Below are 18,673 nucleotides of genomic sequence, written 5' to 3'. Positions count from 1 at the left end.
CCGGTACACTTCGTCGGACCACCAGTAGACTTGTTCCCCGACGTCGACGTCCCAGTCGCCGATGGCGGCGACGCGCTGGGCTCGTGACAACCGCATCTCGCTCTCGCGTAGCTCGTTCTCCTGGCGCCGGCGGTCGACGAACGCCCCGACCATCCATCCGATGGAATCCATCGCGTCCATGAGCTCGCGTTCGCGGACCCACGTCTGGCGGAACAGCGTCTCGAACACGTAGACGACTTCGCCTCGGACGTACACTGAGAATGCCGTTGCCGAGCGGAAGCCATCCACAGAACGCGCTTCCCACGCGGGTCCGACCTCGCGAGCGCTCAGGGCAGCCGCCCACGCCGCACTGCCGCGTCGCCACGCGATGCCCGCAATCCCTTCTCCGTGCGCGAGCCCGGATGCAGCATGTCGCAATGTCTCCTCGCCCACATCAGGCTGCCCGCGCCACTCTCCGCGTAGCACACCGGGCGAGTCGCGGTCTTCCACCTGCCAGACCAACACGAGCTCAGCCGCGAGCGACCGACCGATTGCCTCCGGCAGACGCTCGATCACTTCGTCGACAGACGTCGCCGAGAGCAGAACGCCCATCGCTGCGACCATCAGCGTCTCGCGCCGCCGCGTGTCGTGCTGCCGCTGCGCCGTCGCGAGAATCCCCGCTGCGCCTCGGACGTACTCCAAGTCATCGGGCGTGAACTCGCGCGGCTCGCTGCTCAGGATTTGAAGGACCGCGCCGCCCTCGCGGAGGTTCCCGACACTGGTTCCGATCGCGCTAACGGGAGTCCAGCCCAAACCTCCTGGCAGGATCACGAGCATCGGCTGATCCGACAGGTCCTCGACCACCAGCAGAGGGCCCTCTGTCATGACGGCGTCGGCGAACGTCCCAGCACGGGGGAACCGCACGTCTGCATTGTCGCCAGGAGTACCGTCGGTGATGGCTCTCACCACGAGCTCGCGACGACGGGGTAGATGGTCCAGGATGGATACGTGGTCCACCTCCAAGGCGTTAGCGACCAGCTGCGCCGTCGCCGGATAGAGGGATGCCATATCGGTCGTGCGGAGAGCCAGGTCCGCCAAGTCCGCGAGAGACGCCTGTTGTCGTCTGCGGCGCTCGCCCTCGAGCTGAACCAGCTTCAGCTCGGTGATGTCGGTGCAGACTCCGGTGAGCCGCCACTCACCGTCGGCGACGGATTCGACCAGGACGTCCTCGTAGAGCCAGTGGACCACGCCGAACTTGTCGATGCAGCGGAACTCCTGCGAATAGCGCGGCTGCCCGGACAGAATGGCGTCAGCGGCGCGCGCGTGCATGACCGGCACATCGTCTGGATGTTTGCTGTCGTGCCAGGTCTCGGCGCTGGTTCGGTCGGGCGCGGTGTCGAGCGGGACCAAGCTGTTGCTGGAGGGCTCGTTCGCCAGACGGAGGTCCCAGATGAGACCCTCTCCGTCGCGGTGTACGTCTGCGTTCCAGAGGAGGCAGTGCGCGTTGACGAGAATCCGCTCGATATCGGTCGATGCCGGCGCGAGCGCGGACACGCGCCGGATCGAGACCTCGAGGTTCCGCCCGCGTGGTAGGTCTGCCCGCCGAACAGCCATCCCCTGAACCCAACGCCAAGACCCCTGCTGGTGCAGGACAGGCCCTGCCCAGTGGACTTCACGGTCCTCGGACGCGGCTGCCTGCTCCAGCATCTGACGGAACGAGTCCGCATAGGCTCGATGGATCGGGAGCTCGTCCAGGACCGTCCCGAGAGTCTCGCTTGGGTCGTATCCCAGCATCGACGCGAGCTCGTCGGCGACTTCGACAACCGTGAACGCGTCGTCGAGCGTTAGGACTGCCCGTCCTGCCGGCGATGGGCGGTGTGATGGGTCGGGATCCGAGTCTGCCGACAGCGTCGCTGCGATGACTCCTGCTCCGTGCAGGTGACAGGACACTGGCTGCACGCAAACGTGGCGGAACGTGTCGCCTTCACCCCGAACGCCCAGGAACCAAGGGCTTTCGTCGCGGCGAGCGGCGAGTTGTCGCGGAGGGATGGGCGAAATCGCTGGCGAGTTCATCAACAGGTCCAGCGACACGCCGAGAAGGGCGGCGGCGGCCGGACTCGCATAGGTGAACCGGTTGCCGTCGGTTACCAGCAGCGCGACGGATGGGTCCGCCATGGCACGTGATACGAGTGCCCACAGTTCATCGGCGGCGCTGCCTTCTAGCATGGCATCGCTGACGTGAGGGGTTCGCTGTGGAGCTGTCGTTGCCATGATCGCGAAGCCTCAAGTGGTTCCTTGAAGGGGACAGGGGGTCAGGCTCTCCGTTCCCATCGTGGCGCGATGGGCAGCGGCGAGTGGTCTTCGCGGATCCGCCGGAATGCGTCGGCTTCTGTGACGACGTCATCGGGTCGAGCGATGCTGCGCGCCAGAAAGCCCGCCTCTCCCGTGTTGCCGCACGGGAGCCTGGCGTCTTGGTAACGGACGTCGATGGACCACCGAATGATCGCCTCCGTGTGCGGCAGCGAGCAATGCGGCATCCACGGATGGAGCAACAGCGCGCTTCCACGCCGCATCGGGACCGGCTGCGCCCGCTCGAGCGGGCACTTGGGATCGTCGATGTCGAGGTAGTAAGTCTCCTGCACATGCCGGAACACGCCGTTCCGATGGCCTTGCGGGACGACATGCAGGCATCCGTTCTGTTCCGACACGTCGAGCAAAGGAATCCAGAAGGTCGCGAAGTACACGGTATCGAACTCAGCCGGCATGTAGGCGACATCCTGATGCCAGAGAACGTCGGTCCTCGGGAAGTAGGGCATCTTCGGCCGAACTCGGTACGTCGGACTGCAGAGCACTTCGGGACCGACCAACTGCTCGGCGACGTTGAGCAGACGGTCTTCTACAAACAACGCGAACAGCGCCGGTCCGTTCAGTCTTCCGACCGAGATGCGGTCGTAGAGCCGCCCGCTCTGAGCGTTCAGTGAGATCAGGCGTTGGTAGAACCCCAAGTCCGCGCAGAGGTCGTCGATCTCGCCGCGCGCAAGCGCTTCGCGGGCGTGCCGGTCGATCGTCTGCTCGATCTCGCCGCAGATGGCGTCGAGAATCGCAGCCGGGAGCAGGTCCTCCAACACGAGGAAGCCCTGATCGTTCAGCGCCGCGAGTTGGTCGCGTGAGAGCTGCATGAGTGGATCCTCACCGGCGTCCGAGCCCAGATGGACAGACGAACCTATCGTGTCGAACTGTTGATGATTCCCCTCGAGTGCAGTTCGGTCCGGATCTGCCGCTGAATCGCGTCTGCACCTTGCGCACCATCCAGCGCGACGATACGGCGCGGCTCCTCTTGCGCCAGCCGAAGGTACGTTGACCGAACGCGGGTGTGGAACCCGCCATCCTCGCTTTCGAGCCGATCTGCTCCCGCGCCACGTTCAGAGAGTCTTTGGGCGCGCGTTTCGAGGTCGATATCGAGCAGGAAGGTCAAGTCGGGGGCGACGCCGCCTGTAGCGAGCCGCGTCGCGTCCGCGATGATCCCGAGGTCGATGCCTCGCCCGCCTCCCTGGTAGGCGACCGTGGCGTCCGCGAACCGGTCGCACAAGACGACCGATCCGAGTGCCAGAGCGGGCTTCACGACTTGCTCGATATGCTGGGCACGGTCGGCTGCGTAGAGCAGCAGTTCTGCCCGCGCGTGCAGGGACTCACGCGAAGGCTGCAGGAGGAGGGATCGAATCGCCTCGCCGACGAGCGTTCCTCCCGGTTCACGTGTCACCACGACAGAAACACCGATGCCTTCCAGATAGTGCCGCGCATGCGCCAACTGAGTTGATTTGCCGGAGCCGTCCAATCCCTCGAACGTGATGAACCATCCCGGCGCGTTGACGCGCATCGCAACCTGCCTGAGAGTCGGCGGGGCGCTCCTCGGATGGGAGCGCCCCACAACGTTTTCGGGTCCTACGCTGGCGGGCTGTAAGAAGCGCCGACCCACTTCTGCTTCGACGCGCCGCTCTCGACCGCCTTGTGGATGAAGTGGACGCCCCTCGCGCCGTCCTGCACCGTCGGGAAATCCGTGTCGAACTCGCCCGGCGCTTCGCCGGCTGCCTTCGCAGCGATCGTTCTCCCGGCGTTCACGTAGATATTCGCGAACGCTTCGATGAACGCTTCCGGATGACCGAAGGGGATGCGCGAGTTGTGCTTCGCGATGTCCGAGAGGTAGTCGTTTCCGCGCTTGTAGACTTTCTCAGGACCCGCCGGGTACTTGACGCGCAGGTAGTTTGGGTTCTCCTGATGCCACTCGAGCGATGCGTTCGTCCCGTAGACTCGGATGGTGAGGTCGTTCTCCTCGCCGACGGATATCTGCGAGGCGTACAGGATGCCACGCGCGCCGCCCTTGTAGTGAACCAGGATGTTCCCGTCGTCTTCGAGCTTCCTGCCCGGCACGAACGTCGTCATGTCGGCGCAGAGCTCTTCGATCTCCAGCCCGGTGATGTAGTGAGCGAGGTTCTCGGCGTGGGAACCGATGTCGCCGATGCAGGACGACACCCCCGCCTGCTTCGGATCGGTGCGCCACACCGCCTGCTTAGCCCCTTCAGCCTCCAGCAGCGTCGCCAGCCATCCCTGCGGATACTCGACAACGATCTTGCGGATCGTTCCCAGCTCACCCGCGCGCACCAGCTCGCGCGCTTCTTTGACCATCGGGTAGCCGGTGTAGTTGTGCGTCAAGGCGAATACCGCCTTGTGCTTCGACACGAGGCGGCAGAGGCCTTCCGCCTCGTCGATCGTCAGCGTCATCGGCTTATCGCAGACGACATCGAATCCGGCTTCGATGAACGTCTTGGCGACCGGGTGATGCACGTGATTCGGAGTCACGATGGAGACGAAGTCGATGCGCTCGCCGGCGGGCAGACGCGCTTCCTTCTCCGCCATCTCCTGATAGGAGCCGTAGACGCGCGCTGGGTTGAGCTTCAGTTCAGCTCCTTGCTGGCGCGACTTGGCGGCGTCGGATGAGAATGCGCCGGCGACCAGCTCGATCTCGCCGTCCAGCGCGGCAGCCTTGCGGTGCACGCTGCCGATGAAGGCGCCGGGACCGCCGCCGACCATGCCGTAGCGCACCTTGCGATCCAGTGGCATCGTTCGTGCCTCCTTCGAGTCGTTGATTCGTTCGCGGCATGGGCGCTGCCGCTCTGCGCGGACCGATCGCGGTTCTTGGGCCCAGTATCGCCGCCGATTCTACCACGCGTCTCAGGTTCCTCTCAACAGCGGAGCGATGCGCCGATGCCGGCGAACCGAAGGCTCGTGCGCTGCGGGACGTGCGCAACTGCGCCGGACGGGCTATATCTCAGCCGTTGGGAGCGACGTCCCGGACAACAGGAGGAACCCATGTCGTCGGAGCAATGGATCGAGCTCTACTCGGGAGTGTGGCGTCGTCGCGTCGGGGAGGGTTCGAGCTTGAGGCCGCTGGATGTCACACGCGCGGCGGCGAGAGAGGGGGCGCTCGCAGAGCTCCCGACCGCGCCGTTCCCGTTCGCTCGTGGAGCCGCCACAGCGGACCCTCGTGGCGGCTGCACCGTGTTGAGGTTTCCGCTGCGATCCGACGAGCACGTCTACGGCTTCGGTTTGCAGTTCCGGCGCATCGACCAGCGGGGCACGGTCAAGCGGCTACAGGTGGATCACTACGGTCGCGAAGACGCAGGTCCGACACACGCGTCGCTGCCCCTCTACTTTTCGAGCGACGGGTACGGCGTGCTGGTGAACACGAGCCGTGTCGTGACGGCGTACATTGGGACGGCAGTGCGGGTCGATGCGGCGAATCCGCCGACGGTCCGGGACCGAAACACAGACCCGGAGTGGTCGGCTCAGCCGCTCTCCGACGCCGTCGAGCTTCTGGTTCCAGAGCCATCCATCGATGTCATCGTGTTCGCAGGTCCCACGACGCTGGATGCCGTGCGCCGATACAACCTGCTCTGCGGAGGCGGTTGCCTTCCGCCGAAGTGGGGGGCTGGGGTTCTGGCATCGCGTGCCGACGCTGTACACGGACGAAGCGACGGTCGCCGAGGTGGACGAGTTCGCGGCGCGCGGCGTCCCCATCGATGTCGTCGGGCTCGAGCCGGGATGGCACTCGCGAAGCTACCCCTGCACGTACGAGTGGGATGCCACTCGGTTCCCGGACCCGGCGGCGTTCATCGACAAGATGTCCGAGCGTCGCGTCCACGTGAACCTGTGGGAGAACCCGTACGTATCGCCGGAATCGGCGCTCCACGACGCGCTGTTGCCGCTGTCCGGCTCGCACACGGTCTGGTGCGGCATCGTGCCGGACCTGACGCTGCCGGAGGCGCAGGAACTGATCGGCAGTCAGCATGTGCGGGAGCACCTGGACATCGGCGTGTCCGGCTATAAGCTCGACGAATGCGACGGGCACGACGCGTGGCTCTGGCCCCTGCATGCCGAGTTCCCTTCCGGGCTCACGGGCGAGGAGATGCGGCAGCTCTACGGCCTCCAGTGGCAGGCGATGTTGGCGGAGCGGTTCCGGCGACGGGATCGGCGCACGTACGGACTGGTCCGCGGATCGTATGTGGGAGCGTCGCCGCTGCCGTTCGTGCTCTACAGCGATTGCTACGATCACCGCGACTACATTACGGCGCTGTGCAACTCGGGGTTCGGCGGCGTGCTATGGACGCCGGAAGTCCGGGGCGCTGGCAGCGACGAGGAGTGGATTCGACGAGTTCAGTCGGTCTGCTTCTCACCGATGGCGATGCTGAACGCCTGGGCGAGCGGAACCAAGCCGTGGACGTTCGAGACGGTCGCCGACGCGGTGCGTGAGGCGATTCTGCTGCGGATGCGGCTGCTGCCGTACCTCTACACCGCCTTCGCGGAGTACTGCTTCCACGGAACACCGCCGTTCCGGGCGATGCCGCTGGAACGCGGGACCTCGGATGTCAGTTCCGACGCGATCATCGATGCCCGCGATCAGTACATGATGGGTCCGTCGATCTTGGTCGCCCCGCTCTTCGCCGGGCAGTCGTCCCGCGAAGTGCGGTTCCCGTCCGACCGATGGTACGACTTCTACACGGGGAAGCTCGTGTCCGATGGGGGCGTCGCGACCATCTCCGCGCCGCTCGATCAGATTCCGCTCTTCGTCCGCGATGGCGGCATCGTGCCGATGATGGAGGCATCGACGCACGTACCGATGCCGGACGAGCCGATGGAACTCGAAGTGCGGCACTACGGTCGGTCTGCCTCCTCGTACGCGCTCTACGACGATGACGGGCTGTCGTTCGCGTATGAACGCGGGGAGCATGCCTGGATCGAGCTCGCGGCATCACGCGGAGCCAGTGGGCTCACCGGTTCCAGCGCCATACGGTTCGCAGGCAGAGAGACCAGCTATCGAGCGTTCCTCTGGCGGTTCATGTCGGGGAGCGCGTCGTAACCGATGCGCTGGCACGGTCGTCTTTGACCTTGCACTTGGCGGCGCGGAGTGGTATGGTTCTCGCCGGTGTGGGCGCGGCGAGGACTACTAAGCCAACCGGGTTCTGAGCGACGTCTAACGCTGTGCCGACCGTCATCGCGTCATGAAACGGGTGCCGTCCGTCCAATGTTCACGGTTGTCCAAGAGTCCGTTTCAGCGAGCGAAGCACGTACGCAAGGACGTACCTATTCGCAGAAGACATTCATCCCCTAGACTCCGACGCGTTCCCAACTTGGCTCAGGTGAATCAATGAACCGCGCCGTCACCCTGATGGTATCCACGTCCGGCAATCGCGGATTCCGCCAGATCGTCCTCAGTCCGGTCACTCTCTGGCTGGGCGCTGGGGCGATGATCATCGCTCTGGGAGCCGGCATCTTCGGCGCCATCCACGTCTATCAGACCTACGCCAAGGCGCGAGAGATCCGCTCCGACTACGTTGCCCTGCAGGAGGGCAACGCGAGGCTGACGGAGGACTACGCTCAGCTCGAGAAGAAGGTTCTCCAGATCGAAGCGCTCGAAGCGAGCATCCGCAAAGTCATCGGGTTGCCGTCCGAGGAGGCGACTATCGCTGGGAGTGCGACCTCCGGCCTCGGCGGCGGCGGGCAGGCGCTTGACTGGCACGGCTTAGTGCTGGACAACCCCACCGAATACGAGGAGACGGCGCGCGTCACCGGAGCCAATGAGCGGTCCGAAGCCATGCCGCTATCGGGCGCAGAGGCCGCAGATCGAGCTGAGCGGCTGCTCAGCGGCTTGTCTCAGATCGATAGCGCGGCGTCGGGCGAGCAGCGCGACATGGCGATGACGCCGACGATCACGCCTCTCAAAGAGGGCGAGCCCCACTGGATTTCGTCGAACTTCGGCGTTCGGGTCGGACCCTTCACGGGGCGTTACGAGTTCCACAGCGGTCTGGACATCTCGGCGGCTGAGGGGGCCCCCGTCGTTGCGGCGGCTGACGGCGAGATCGTTGCCATGTGGCCCGTCTCCGAGGGCGGCGGGCTTGGGAACGCGATCAAGATTCGCCACGGCTCTCAGTTCGAGACCGTCTACGGGCACCTGCGCAGGGACACTCCGTTTGCCGCTGGCCTTCGCGTGGGATCCCGCGTACGCCGGAACCAGATCATCGGCTACGTCGGCGGTACCGGACGCGCCACGAGCCCTCACCTGCACTATGAGGTTCACCACAAGGGCGTCCGTGTGAACCCGCTGCGGTTCCTGCTCGACCGCTAGACGGAAAGCTGAAACAGGGCGTTGCGCTACGGATCGAGGAGGTCCGCGGGCAGCGCCCCGTAGTCTATCGAGTAGAGCGCCACTCCTTCCGATTCGTGCAATTTCGTCAGACCCGGAATCTGCCCCTCGACCCACGGCTTCAGTTCGGGTCTGCGCGCCTCTGGGATCAGATGCGTGACGCCGTAGTAGCGCGCCACCTCGATGACGCGCTTGAGAGGCGCCAGCGGAATCTGAACAGCGAGCTCTTCCGAGTAGAAGTGAAGCTCCCACGGGTTCCGGGTCATGGTGATCGAGCCTGGGGCGTTCTCACGGATCCACTTCCCGACGTTCTGCCACCCTTGATCAGCTTCCCGCCACGGGTATCCGCGCTGTGCCTGAGCTTCCTGAAGCCGACCGGTTTCGTGCCAGGACCAGACTCCAGCCAACAGCAGGAGCACCACGGTCGGGGCGAATCGCAGCCAGCGTCGGCCCGTCGTCAGCGCGGAGAGGACGCGGCGGATCGCCGTCCATCCAGGGATGATGACCAGTGGCATGGCGGGGATGACGAGCCGGCTGATCGGCTCCCAGCAGATCGACAAAAAAGCCAGATGCGCGGCACTGATGAGCACGAACGCGGCGAACTCGGGACGAGCTGCCCATCGCAGGGCTCGCCAAACCGTGACGGCGAAGCCGCGTCGGGCACGCGATCGGCGACGCGCGGCGCCCATGCCCGCCGCAAGCCCTCCGGCAAGGAACGTGAGCGCCGCAGGCAGACCGAGAGCGTACGTGCTGGCGTCTGCCTTGTCCCACTCCCCGGTCTTGGCATCCATCCGAACGAACAGCCACCATGCGTGCTGTTGTAGGTAGCGCCAGCTCATCGTCGCCAGACGCTGGGGCTCATAGAGCTTCTGGCGGAAGGATGGGATGTCCTCGCCCCAGTAGAGCCGGTACGTGCCCTCCTCCCATCCCACCCATCCGATATACCCGGAAGCGTGGTTCTGCGTGCTGTAAAGCGGGTTCCCAAATGCCATCGTGTTGCGCACGAACCAAGGCAGCAGCAACACGCCGACCAGCACGACGCCGGCTGCGAACCGAGCATCCCGGCGCATCCATCGCCTGGCTGGACGGCGCGCGATGCGCCACACGACGTACGACGCGACGACGGCGGGAAGGAGGATGATCGCGGAGCCCTTTGCCAAGTACGACGCGGCGAAGCAGGGGCCCATGCCATAGAACCAGCGCGAGTCGTCCCAGCCCCGTATCAGACAGTAGACCCCGCAAGTGACCAGGAAGGCGAACGTCACGTCTGACAGGCAATGCAGCGACCACTCGAAGACCGGCAGGTAGAGCAGGATCGTAAACGCGCTGGCGATGGCGACGACGCGCGATCTGGCAACGCGCAGCGCCAGCGCGTGGACGATCAGCGGGAACCCGAAGCATGAGATGAGCAGTGATGGCAGCTTGGCTGCGAGCGCGGTCTTCCCCATCACGGCGAAGAACGGGGCGATCAGGAACGAGTAGAAGGGAGGCCAGTGGTCCTCAGGACGGACGATACCAGGCGCGTAATGGCGGAAGTACCATGAGATGTAATCGACGTGGAGCCCGCGACCCCGCAGGAGCGAATCCGCCATCTCGGCGTAGCCGGATGCGTCTGCGTGTCCGACGTACTGGATCGGCGCGACGATCCGCAGCTTCCAGATGAAGACGACGATGCCGGCGAGGACTACCAGAGCCGGCGAGCCATAGTGGCGAAGCCATGCCGCCGAGCCCCGACTAGGCTCCATCGCTCGGCGCTGCCTCTGGGATGGGACGGAACGCCTGCGCCAGATGGATCGGGATCGGGAAGAGCGTCGTGGAGTGCTGTTCCGAGGCGACTTCGACCAGAGTCTGGAGGTAGCGCAACTGGAGTGATACGGGGTTGGTTCCCAACACCCTTGCCGCGCTGGTGAGGGCTTCTGCCGCTTGGTGCTCCCCCTCCGCCGCGACGATCTTCGCCTGCCGTTCGCGTTCAGCCTCCGCTTGCCGCGCCATTGCCCGTCGCATGCCCTCCGGCAGATCGACGTGCTTGATCTCCATCGACTGCACCTCGACTCCCCAAAGCGCCGCCTTGGCTGCGAGGACCGCCTGGAGGTTTTCGTTGAGCTGATCGCGCTCGGTTAGGAGGGAATCGAGTTCCGCTCCGCCGAGGATCGACCGCAACGTCGTCTGGGCGAGCAAACCCGTCGCAGCCACGAAGTCGTCGACGCCGATGACCGCCTTCACCGGGTCGATGACGCGGAAGATCAGTACCGCGTTCACCTTCACCGAGACCGTGTCGCTGGTGATGATGTCCTGTGGCGCGACGTCGAGCGTCTGGACGCGCAGCGTGATCTTCACCATGCGGTCGACGAGGGGGATCAGCAGAATCAAGCCGGGACCTTTGGCGCGGAGCACGCGCCCGAGCCGGAACACGACCGCACGCTCGTAATCGCGGACGATTCGGATCACCAACAACCCGAGAATGGCTGCGAAGATGACGGCGACGGTCGCCACCAGGTACGGACTCGGCAAGGGCTTGTCTCCCCACGTTGATCGGAGTCGGGATATTCTAGGTCGTGCCGGACGCGATCGCAACCATGGCGTCGCCGTATGGCGGGCGTTGACGGAACCATGTGGATGCCCTTGAATGTGCGTCGTGGACCACGTCAGGAAGGAGCCCGCGATGGATATCCGGGTCACAGACATCGAACGTACCCTCGTCGAAGTCCTACACACGCCCGCGGCGGGCAGGAGCATGCTCCGGCACATCCCCGGATGGACGATCAGCGAGGTTCTCGTGCTGCGGACCAACGTCGGGTTGGTCGGGATCGGCGAGACCATCGTCCACTACACGTGGTCGCGCGTGACCGATGCGTCGGTTCAGGAAGCCATTGGCAAGAACCCGTACGATCTGCTCTACCGCGATGACCTGGGAGCCGGACTCCAGATCGCACTGTGGGATGTCGCGGCAAAGCACGCCAGCGTTCCCGTCCATGCGCTGCTGGGTCAGAAGGTCCGAGATCGGGTCCCGCTGGCTTGGTGGTGCATCGACATGCCGCCGGAGGATTGGGCGTCCGAAGCGCGTGACGCCATCCGCCAGGGCTACACGAGCTTCAAGCTCAAGGGTCGGCCGTGGTTCGACATCGTCGAGCAGGTGCGCGCCGTCGCGGACGTCGTCCCGGCAGGCTCGCCCATCGACGTCGATTTCAACGACTTCCTCTTGGACGCAGACAACGCGCTGTCGGTTCTCAAAGCACTCGAAGAGATCGACAATGTCGAGATCTTCGAGTCGCCGATCCCGCAGGGGGATGTGCCCGGAAACGTCCGCCTCCGCTCAGAGCTCAAGAGCCAGATCGCGATGCACTATGGGAGCCCGCCATTCCGCGTCGCTGTCACAGAAGGCGCGTGCGACGGTTTTGTGCTTTGCTGTGGCGCGAACGCGATGCTGAGCCAGGCTCGCGCCGCAGCCCAGGTCGATATGCCGTTCTGGATCCAGCTCGTTGGGACGGGCATCACGACGACCTGGGCGAACCACCTCGGTGCGGTGCTGACGCACGCGAAGTGGCCCGCCATCACCTGTCTCAACACCTACTCAGAGCCGTTGGTCGTCGAACCGATCCGAGTCTCCGACGGTCATGTCGCAGTCGGCGACGCACCGGGGTTGGGCATCGAACTCGACCGAGACGCCGTCGCAAGACTTCGAGTCGATGCGCCGGACATCCGACCGTCTCCGCGCTGGGTCCAGACGATTCGCTTCGGTGACGGGACACGTGCTCACTTCCGGAACTACGACGACTATGTGCCGTATTTCCGCGAACGCAAGCTCCCAATCGGTCACCGGGATGTTCGGCTCGACGTCTGGTTCGACGACGGTTCGTCGGAGTTTGCGGCGTTATTCCGACGCGTTTGCGACGGTCCCGTCGTCGAGCGCTCCGCCTAGATCAGGTACTGCCGGAGGTGTCGCTGAGCCAGAAGGATTCCGGCGAACCTTCGAGGGCCCAACCACGTTCGAGCATGGGGCTCGATGTTGATGTCGGCGTCGTAGTCGTGGTGGTAGAGGATCGCGAACAGCGTTCCCCAGTCCGTTTGGTCGAGCCCGGCGGGCGGATCCTCGAACGGCTTGCCGCCGATGACGACGCTGCCCTTGGCGTGGACGTGGTAGACGCGGTTGCCCCAATCCCGCAGTTCCGCGAGGTAGTCCCGACCGTCGTAGAAGGGGTGCGACGGGTCGAACTTGATTCCCAGCTCCGGCAGGTGCGGCAGGATCAACTGCCAGGCATCGGGCCCGTAAGAGAAGTTGGTGATGTGGCAGTTGTAGACGGCGATCCTGACGCCGCGAGGTTTGCCGTAGTCGATCATCGCGCCGAACGAATCGACTGCGCGACGAGCGTTCTCTTCGAGGGATCGGTTCCCCGCATCCCCGCCGCACGTGACCATGAGCGGACACGATATGTCGGCGCACAGGTCGATCATCGCTCGCGCCTGGCGCATCGACTCCTCAGCGACGGCGCGATCGTCGGCGTTGTACTGCTGCGAGAAGAGCGCCAGCATGGAGAAATCGACGCCGTACCGCTTCGACATCGCGCGCATGTGGTCGCGTCGGGCGACGACATCGACGTTGCCGAAGCTGATGTGCTCGACGCACGAGAACCCGTTCTCCGCCGCGAAGCGGAAATCTTCTTCCGACAGGTCGGTGATAAAGCCGATTCTCACGTGGATGCTCCCTGGTGAGGGGTCGTCGGGTGGTATGGCGAGCTCCACTATGTCGCTGCCGCGAGAATTCGTCAACGTCGGCGAGGATGGGGCGGATCGACTTGATGGGCTCGGGACGCGTATGGCATGATTGTCCGCGTGACGCCCGGGCCGCGCGAATCGGCATGTCTCTCCGTCGCTGGATGGTTGCGGTTCCGCGGCCGAGCCAGAGTCCTCAATCACGCCATTCGTGCCGGCATCAGAGCTCAGCGCACGTAGCGCTTGAGGGGCCGTCCGGTTCCATCATGTCGTGTGTCGGGCTCAGCGAACCGGATCGCAGGAGCGTTCGATGAAGGTCGCAGTGATCGGGCTGGGCTACGTTGGCGCAGTGACGAGTGCGTGCCTGGCGAAGCTGGGTCACCATGTCGTCGGCGTCGACCGGATGGCTGGCAAGGTCGAGCGGATCAATGCCGGCGAGGCACCGATCACAGAACCGGGGTTGGACGACCTCATCGCCGAGATGCGGGCAACTGGCCGTCTGGAGGCGACGCAGCGACTCGATGCGGCCGTCGGCGCGACGGAACTGGCGGTCGTGTGCGTCGGCACGCCGACGGGCGCGGACGGTTCGCCGGACATGGCTGCCATGGACATTGTGGTTGGCGATATAGGTTCCGCGCTGTCGGCAAACGGCCGCCCCTACGTCGTCGCGCTTCGCAGCACGTCGCTGCCTGGTACGTCCGAGCGGTACCGGGCTCTCTTACGAGAGCGCGTTGGGCGCGACGACGTCGACGTGTGCAGCCACCCGGAGTTCCTGCGGGAGGGCTCGGCGATCAGCGACTTCGAGTCTCCCGCGTTCATTGTCGTGGGCACCGACGACGAGCACACGGCCGCCGTCGTGCGCGAGCTGTACGCACCTTTCGTTGCTTCGTCCCCTGACCTTTTCCACGTGATGGCTCCGGCTGCGGCTGAGATGTTGAAGTACGCCTGCAACGCTTACCACGCTGTCAAAGTGGCGTTCGCCAACGAGATCGGCGCGCTCGCCGCAACGTTGGGTCTGGACAGCCACGCCGTGATGGGCGCATTCGTTAAGGACACCAAGCTCAACACGTCGAGAGCGTATCTCCGTCCTGGATTCGCGTTTGGAGGCTCGTGCCTACCGAAAGACCTTCGGGCCCTGGCGTTCCTGGCGGGCAGAAGCGACCTTAGGCTGCCTCTCCTCGAGTCGGCAATCCCGAGCAACCAGCGACATCTGGCGCGGACGCTGGATCGAGTGCTCTCTCTCAGCCCGAAACGCGTCGCCGTTTGGGGGATCTCGTTCAAGTCCGACACGGCAGATGTGCGCGAGAGCCCGGTGGTCGATCTTCTACATGGCATCCTGGCTGCCGGCGTACCGGCTCAATGGCATGATCCCGACGTGGCCGGAGCCCTCACCCGGCGCGGGGGCAGCGATAGCGTCGCCTACCTGGAGGAGCGCATTCCGCACGCCCTGGACCTGCATGTCCCCAACGCGGCGGAGCTTGCCGTCGTTGCTGACCTTCACGTCGTGTCGAAGTTCGACCAGAGCTTCGCGGAGGTCCTACGGGCGGCGAAGGCTCCGGTTCTCGACCTGAATGGCAGCTACAGGGACGCCATCTCGGCCGACCGGTACGTCGGCCTCCTATGGTAGAGGTGACAACGTCAAGCCATGAGCCGCAGTCCGGCGCACGTCGTCTCCTCATGGCCGTCTACCAGTACCCGCCATTTGGGACGGTCGGTGGCAGCATCAGGGCGACAAAGTTCAGCCGGTATCTGCTCGACCACGACTGGCAGCCCATCGTCCTCACGATCCGCGACTCCGGGAACCCGTACGTCCGGCGGGACAGCGCGTCGCTCCTGACAGAAGTCGATCCGCGAGTGACGGTCGATCGCATTCGGGCGATCCAGCCGCCGGCGTTCCTCGTCCGTCTTCTGCGAGGAGGGTCCGCCCCAACGGACCCAAGAGCCGCCACAGGGAAGCAATCCCTGGGCCCAAAGCGCTTATTGCGCGCGTTCTGCCGTACCGTGCAGGGGCTCCTCGACAGACACCTTCTCACCTACGATCCCATGATCGCGTGGGTCCCGTTCGCTCTCTGGCGGATGCGCCGTTGGATGTCCGGCCGCGGGGTCGATGCTGTGTTCGTGACAGCGCCGCCCCGGTCGATGGTCGTCCTGGCATGGCTGGCGCGACGCATCTACCACAAGCCAGTCATCTGGGATGTACGCGACGACTGGGTGGACACGCCTCCGTTCTACACAAAGAGCCGAATCCAGCGAGCCATCGGGCGATGGGTCGAGCGCCGGACGGTGCAAGCGGTTGACCGCGTCGTCGTGGTCTCCACCCGGAGTTACGAGGACTTCGTCGCACGATACGGCGCACAGCGTCGCAAGATTCGCATGATCCCGAACGGATGCGACCTGGATGAGTTGCAGGTTGGCGCTTCGACGCCTCGTGACGACCGAGATGATGGGCGCTTGCGCATTGTACATGCCGGGACGGTGATGCCGCCGACCCGCGACCCGCGCGCGCTATTCGACGCGCTGTCGCACCTACGACGCGACATGCCGGACTGCTACGAGGCAATCGATCTCCTGTTCGTGGGCCCTCTGCCGCGCGTATCTGCGGAGCACGCGTGGAGGGCCGGCTTGACTGAGTGCGTCAGTGAGGTCGGATTTCTGCCACGCGACGAGTTCTGGAAAGTGACGCGCAACGCGGACCTTCTGTTGACCGTCGGAGACGTTGGCTTCCCGTCCATGGTGCCTGGCAAGATCTACGATTATTGGGCGGCGCGCCGACCACAACTCTATATCGGGGACCCTGGGTCCGCCTGGTCGCTGGTCGAGGATAACCAACTGGGCGTCTGTGTTCGGAACGATCCCGAGCGGATCGCCGAGGCGCTGGCGGAACTGGTTGTCCGCTGGCGGTCGGGGGGGCTTGGCGACCTTTCCGTCGACGGGCTCGCGCGGTACGACCGCCAGCATCTGACCTCCCAGCTTGCCACGGAGCTCGACGCCATCGTTGGGATACAGGCTGAGGGCTTGGAGACGTGAAGGCAGGAGACTTCGGCGCAGAAGCGGGCCCGCGCTTGCAGGATCACATGAACCACGGCGACGAGATGGGCGAGCTCTCAGACAACCGACGCCGCGATACGCTCCGGCGGGGCGTCGTGATTTCCTACATCGCGATGGCGGTTCAGTTCCCGTGCTCGGTTCTCGCCCAGATGCTCCTTAGTCGCGCGATGGGGTCGGCTGCGTACGGGCAGTTCGGCATCTTCCAGAGCGTTGTCTTCCTTCTTCTTCCGTTTACCTCGCTCGGAGTCATTTACGGCATCCCGGTGTTTGTCGCGTCGGACGCTCGCCGCGAGCAGACCTCGCACAGACTGATGGTGCTCTCTTTGGCTCTGTTTGTCGGAGCGGCGACAGTTGTGGCTCCGTTGCTCAACATGCTCCCGGAGGGGTTACACGTCGCAACGTCAGCGGGCATCGCCGAGCGCGTCATGTGGATCGTTGCGGCAGTCGCACTGGCATACCGGACAGGCGTGGAGTCGCTGTTCATCGGCCAGCAGGACTTCCTCCGGCGAGCCATCGTCGCGCTCATCTACCCCCTCATGTTCGCTTCGCTTGCCGTTGGCGCGGTTGTCGCGCAGATCCGGGTCGACGCATTCAGGGCGTCCGTGATGTGGACTGCTTCGTTTGTCGTCTGCGCGTTTGCCTCATGGCTTCTCGTCCGGCGACGGCTCGGGACCGGCTCTGCTGGTGGAACCGCGCTCGTCGTGCAGCTCGGGGGTCTCGGCTTCCGGGCAGTCCTGGCGAACTTCTCGACCGCCCTTTTCTTTCGAAGCCCATACCTGGTCGCCGAGCGGCTGATGACGCCGGTGTTCATCGGGCTGTGGAATTGCGTCAACACGCTGGCTGACACGGGACGTCAGGTGTCCGGCGTTCTTGGGCGTGTGCTGCTGCCATACGCGGCGCAGCGCTCGATCCGTTCGACCACCGTTGCTGTGGTCCAGGCAATGACGCTTGCCTTGGCAGCCGGGTTCCTCGTGGTCCTGGCGTTCCCCACCTCGTTTACGCAGATAGTGTTCGGCGCGGAGTTCGCGGACCCCGATTACGTGTTGGTCGCCTCGTTCCCGGGGATCGCCGCGACCGTGGTCGCCTCGGCGGTCATCCAGGTGATCGCCGCGCGCGGGTTCCCACTGGTGACGTCGGTGCTCCCTGCCGTCGGCACTGCGATATTCGTCCCATGTGCTGTCGCAACGCACTCAGCAGGGACGACATGGTTCGCTATCTCGTTCTCTGTGTCTCAGATCGTCTGGTTGGCTCTGTGCCTTGCCGTGTACCACACGTGGGAGGGCTTTGGTTGGCGGGGCTGGTGTGACACGAGTATCATGCGTAGAGCCCTGACCTTGGGACGCCGTGCCGACCCGAGCTCGCCCAACAGCTCCAATGGCTGACAGTCAAGGGCTGATGCAGTCGAAGGGAATGCGAATGAGAACCCCGAAGGAGGTGGTCGAGGCGTTTCGGAGCGCCAGAACCCGCCTCGCGCCGGTTCTGAGAGAACTGGACTGGGATCGGCTGAGCAAGTACGACCGCGACATCGCGCGTGCTGCCCACAATCCGGTCGTGGATCGGATCGACAACGAGTCCGTCCCGTACATGCGGGTTGCGACGTACCTTCGCCGTCAGTTCCCAGATGGGGGCACCGTGGTCGATGTCGGCAGTTTCGTTCCGACGTTGCCCCTCATGTTGGCGGAACTCGGGTTCCATGTGGTGACCGTCGAGAAGCACGAGCTCTACGCTGGCGAATACGCCAAGATCACAAGCGCCCTTCGGGAGACGTCGATCGAGTTCCTCGACCTCGATATCATCTCAGACCCTCTGCCCGGCACATTCGACGCGGTACTCCTGATGGCTGTCATCGAGCACCTGAACGGCAGCCCAAGAGCGTTGCTCCAGAAATGCCACGGACTTCTCAGAGACGGCACCTCACGTTTCGTACTCGACGTTCCGAACGCGGCATCGCTTTGGAAACGCCTGCGCATGCTGCTTCGCGGCCGCCCCCCTTTCCCGGCCATCGAACACTACTACGACAGTGAGTACCCGTACGCCGGGCACAATCGGGAGTACACTCCGTCCGACGTGAGGAAGGTGCTCGAATGGAGTGGCTTCCGGGTTGAGTGCATGGACACGTTCAACTACCATCTGCCGGGCATCTTGCCTCGTCTGGTGCAGGCGTGTGCCACAAGCGACGCCAAGCAGTGCGTCCTTGCCTTCTGCTCTCCCATCTGAGCGCTCGGCACTTGCGAGCTG

The 18,673-nt window shown here is 64.6% G+C and carries 14 protein-coding genes and 1 pseudogene; 8 read left to right on the top strand and 7 right to left on the bottom strand.

The window, feature by feature from the left end:
- The 4 genes from FJZ36_02180 to FJZ36_02165 form a co-directional block, all read right to left on the bottom strand.
- On the bottom strand, positions 1-2,250 hold a 2,250-nt coding region (locus FJZ36_02180; GenBank protein ID MBM3213708.1), incomplete at its 3' end, for a PAS domain S-box protein.
- A gap of 41 nt (positions 2,251-2,291) precedes the next feature.
- Positions 2,292-3,158, bottom strand: a complete 867-nt coding sequence (locus tag FJZ36_02175) for a phytanoyl-CoA dioxygenase family protein (protein MBM3213707.1) — start codon at positions 3,156-3,158, stop codon at positions 2,292-2,294.
- A gap of 44 nt (positions 3,159-3,202) precedes the next feature.
- On the bottom strand, positions 3,203-3,856 hold the full coding sequence (gene tmk / locus FJZ36_02170; GenBank protein MBM3213706.1) for a dTMP kinase: 654 nt from the start codon (positions 3,854-3,856) through the stop codon (positions 3,203-3,205).
- Positions 3,857-3,921: 65 nt separating this feature from the next.
- Positions 3,922-5,097, bottom strand: a complete 1,176-nt coding sequence (locus FJZ36_02165) for a Gfo/Idh/MocA family oxidoreductase (GenBank protein ID MBM3213705.1) — start codon at positions 5,095-5,097, stop codon at positions 3,922-3,924.
- Between the two features lie 144 nt (positions 5,098-5,241).
- Here FJZ36_02165 and FJZ36_02160 point away from each other — a divergent pair.
- The 3 genes and pseudogenes from FJZ36_02160 (at position 5,242) to FJZ36_02150 (ending at position 8,659) form a co-directional block, all read left to right on the top strand.
- Positions 5,242-5,736, top strand: a pseudogene (locus FJZ36_02160) (hypothetical protein).
- A gap of 31 nt (positions 5,737-5,767) precedes the next feature.
- Positions 5,768-7,393 (top strand): DUF5110 domain-containing protein, encoded by a 1,626-nt coding sequence (locus FJZ36_02155; protein MBM3213704.1) that lies wholly within the window; start codon positions 5,768-5,770, stop codon positions 7,391-7,393.
- A 288-nt stretch (positions 7,394-7,681) separates the two neighbouring features.
- Positions 7,682-8,659 (top strand): M23 family metallopeptidase, encoded by a 978-nt coding sequence (locus FJZ36_02150; GenBank protein ID MBM3213703.1) that lies wholly within the window; start codon positions 7,682-7,684, stop codon positions 8,657-8,659.
- 26 nt (positions 8,660-8,685) lie between these two features.
- Here the strand turns inward: FJZ36_02150 and FJZ36_02145 are convergent, their stop codons facing one another.
- The gene (locus FJZ36_02145; protein ID MBM3213702.1) at positions 8,686-10,422 is read right to left on the bottom strand and encodes a hypothetical protein; all 1,737 of its coding nucleotides are present in this window, start codon (positions 10,420-10,422) and stop codon (positions 8,686-8,688) included.
- The gene (locus FJZ36_02140; GenBank protein ID MBM3213701.1) at positions 10,412-11,362 is read right to left on the bottom strand and encodes a slipin family protein; all 951 of its coding nucleotides are present in this window, start codon (positions 11,360-11,362) and stop codon (positions 10,412-10,414) included. Before FJZ36_02140 ends, FJZ36_02145 begins: the two co-directional genes overlap by 11 nt.
- Between FJZ36_02140 and FJZ36_02135 the strand changes: the two genes are divergently transcribed.
- Positions 11,304-12,596: an enolase gene (locus FJZ36_02135; GenBank protein MBM3213700.1), complete on the top strand. Its 1,293-nt coding sequence runs from the start codon at positions 11,304-11,306 to the stop codon at positions 12,594-12,596. The two genes, FJZ36_02140 and FJZ36_02135, sit on opposite strands and share 59 nt — an antisense overlap.
- On the opposite strand, the gene FJZ36_02130 is transcribed toward FJZ36_02135, so the two are convergent.
- Entirely contained in the window at positions 12,593-13,618 is a 1,026-nt protein-coding gene (locus FJZ36_02130) for a sugar phosphate isomerase/epimerase (protein MBM3213699.1), read from the bottom strand. The genes FJZ36_02135 and FJZ36_02130 overlap by 4 nt on opposite strands.
- 79 nt (positions 13,619-13,697) lie before the next feature.
- Between FJZ36_02130 and FJZ36_02125 the strand changes: the two genes are divergently transcribed.
- Genes FJZ36_02125 through FJZ36_02110 form a run of 4 tightly spaced genes read left to right on the top strand, consistent with a single transcriptional unit; the run spans position 13,698 to position 18,652 of the window.
- A complete protein-coding gene (locus FJZ36_02125; GenBank protein MBM3213698.1) occupies positions 13,698-15,014 on the top strand; it encodes a UDP-glucose/GDP-mannose dehydrogenase family protein in 1,317 nt (438 codons plus the stop codon).
- Positions 15,008-16,414 carry a glycosyltransferase family 4 protein gene (locus FJZ36_02120; protein MBM3213697.1) on the top strand — a complete coding sequence of 469 codons (1,407 nt, stop codon included), beginning with the start codon at positions 15,008-15,010 and terminating at the stop codon, positions 16,412-16,414. Before FJZ36_02125 ends, FJZ36_02120 begins: the two co-directional genes overlap by 7 nt.
- A complete protein-coding gene (locus FJZ36_02115; protein ID MBM3213696.1) occupies positions 16,411-17,817 on the top strand; it encodes a lipopolysaccharide biosynthesis protein in 1,407 nt (468 codons plus the stop codon). The genes FJZ36_02120 and FJZ36_02115 overlap by 4 nt, the downstream gene beginning before the upstream one ends.
- The gene (locus FJZ36_02110; GenBank protein MBM3213695.1) at positions 17,810-18,652 is read left to right on the top strand and encodes a class I SAM-dependent methyltransferase; all 843 of its coding nucleotides are present in this window, start codon (positions 17,810-17,812) and stop codon (positions 18,650-18,652) included. Before FJZ36_02115 ends, FJZ36_02110 begins: the two co-directional genes overlap by 8 nt.
- Positions 18,653-18,673 lie beyond the last annotated feature (21 nt).

It is taken from the genome of Candidatus Poribacteria bacterium (assembly GCA_016866785.1).
GTDB lineage: Bacteria > Poribacteria > WGA-4E.
This window is presented reverse-complemented; position numbering and strand designations above follow the sequence as displayed.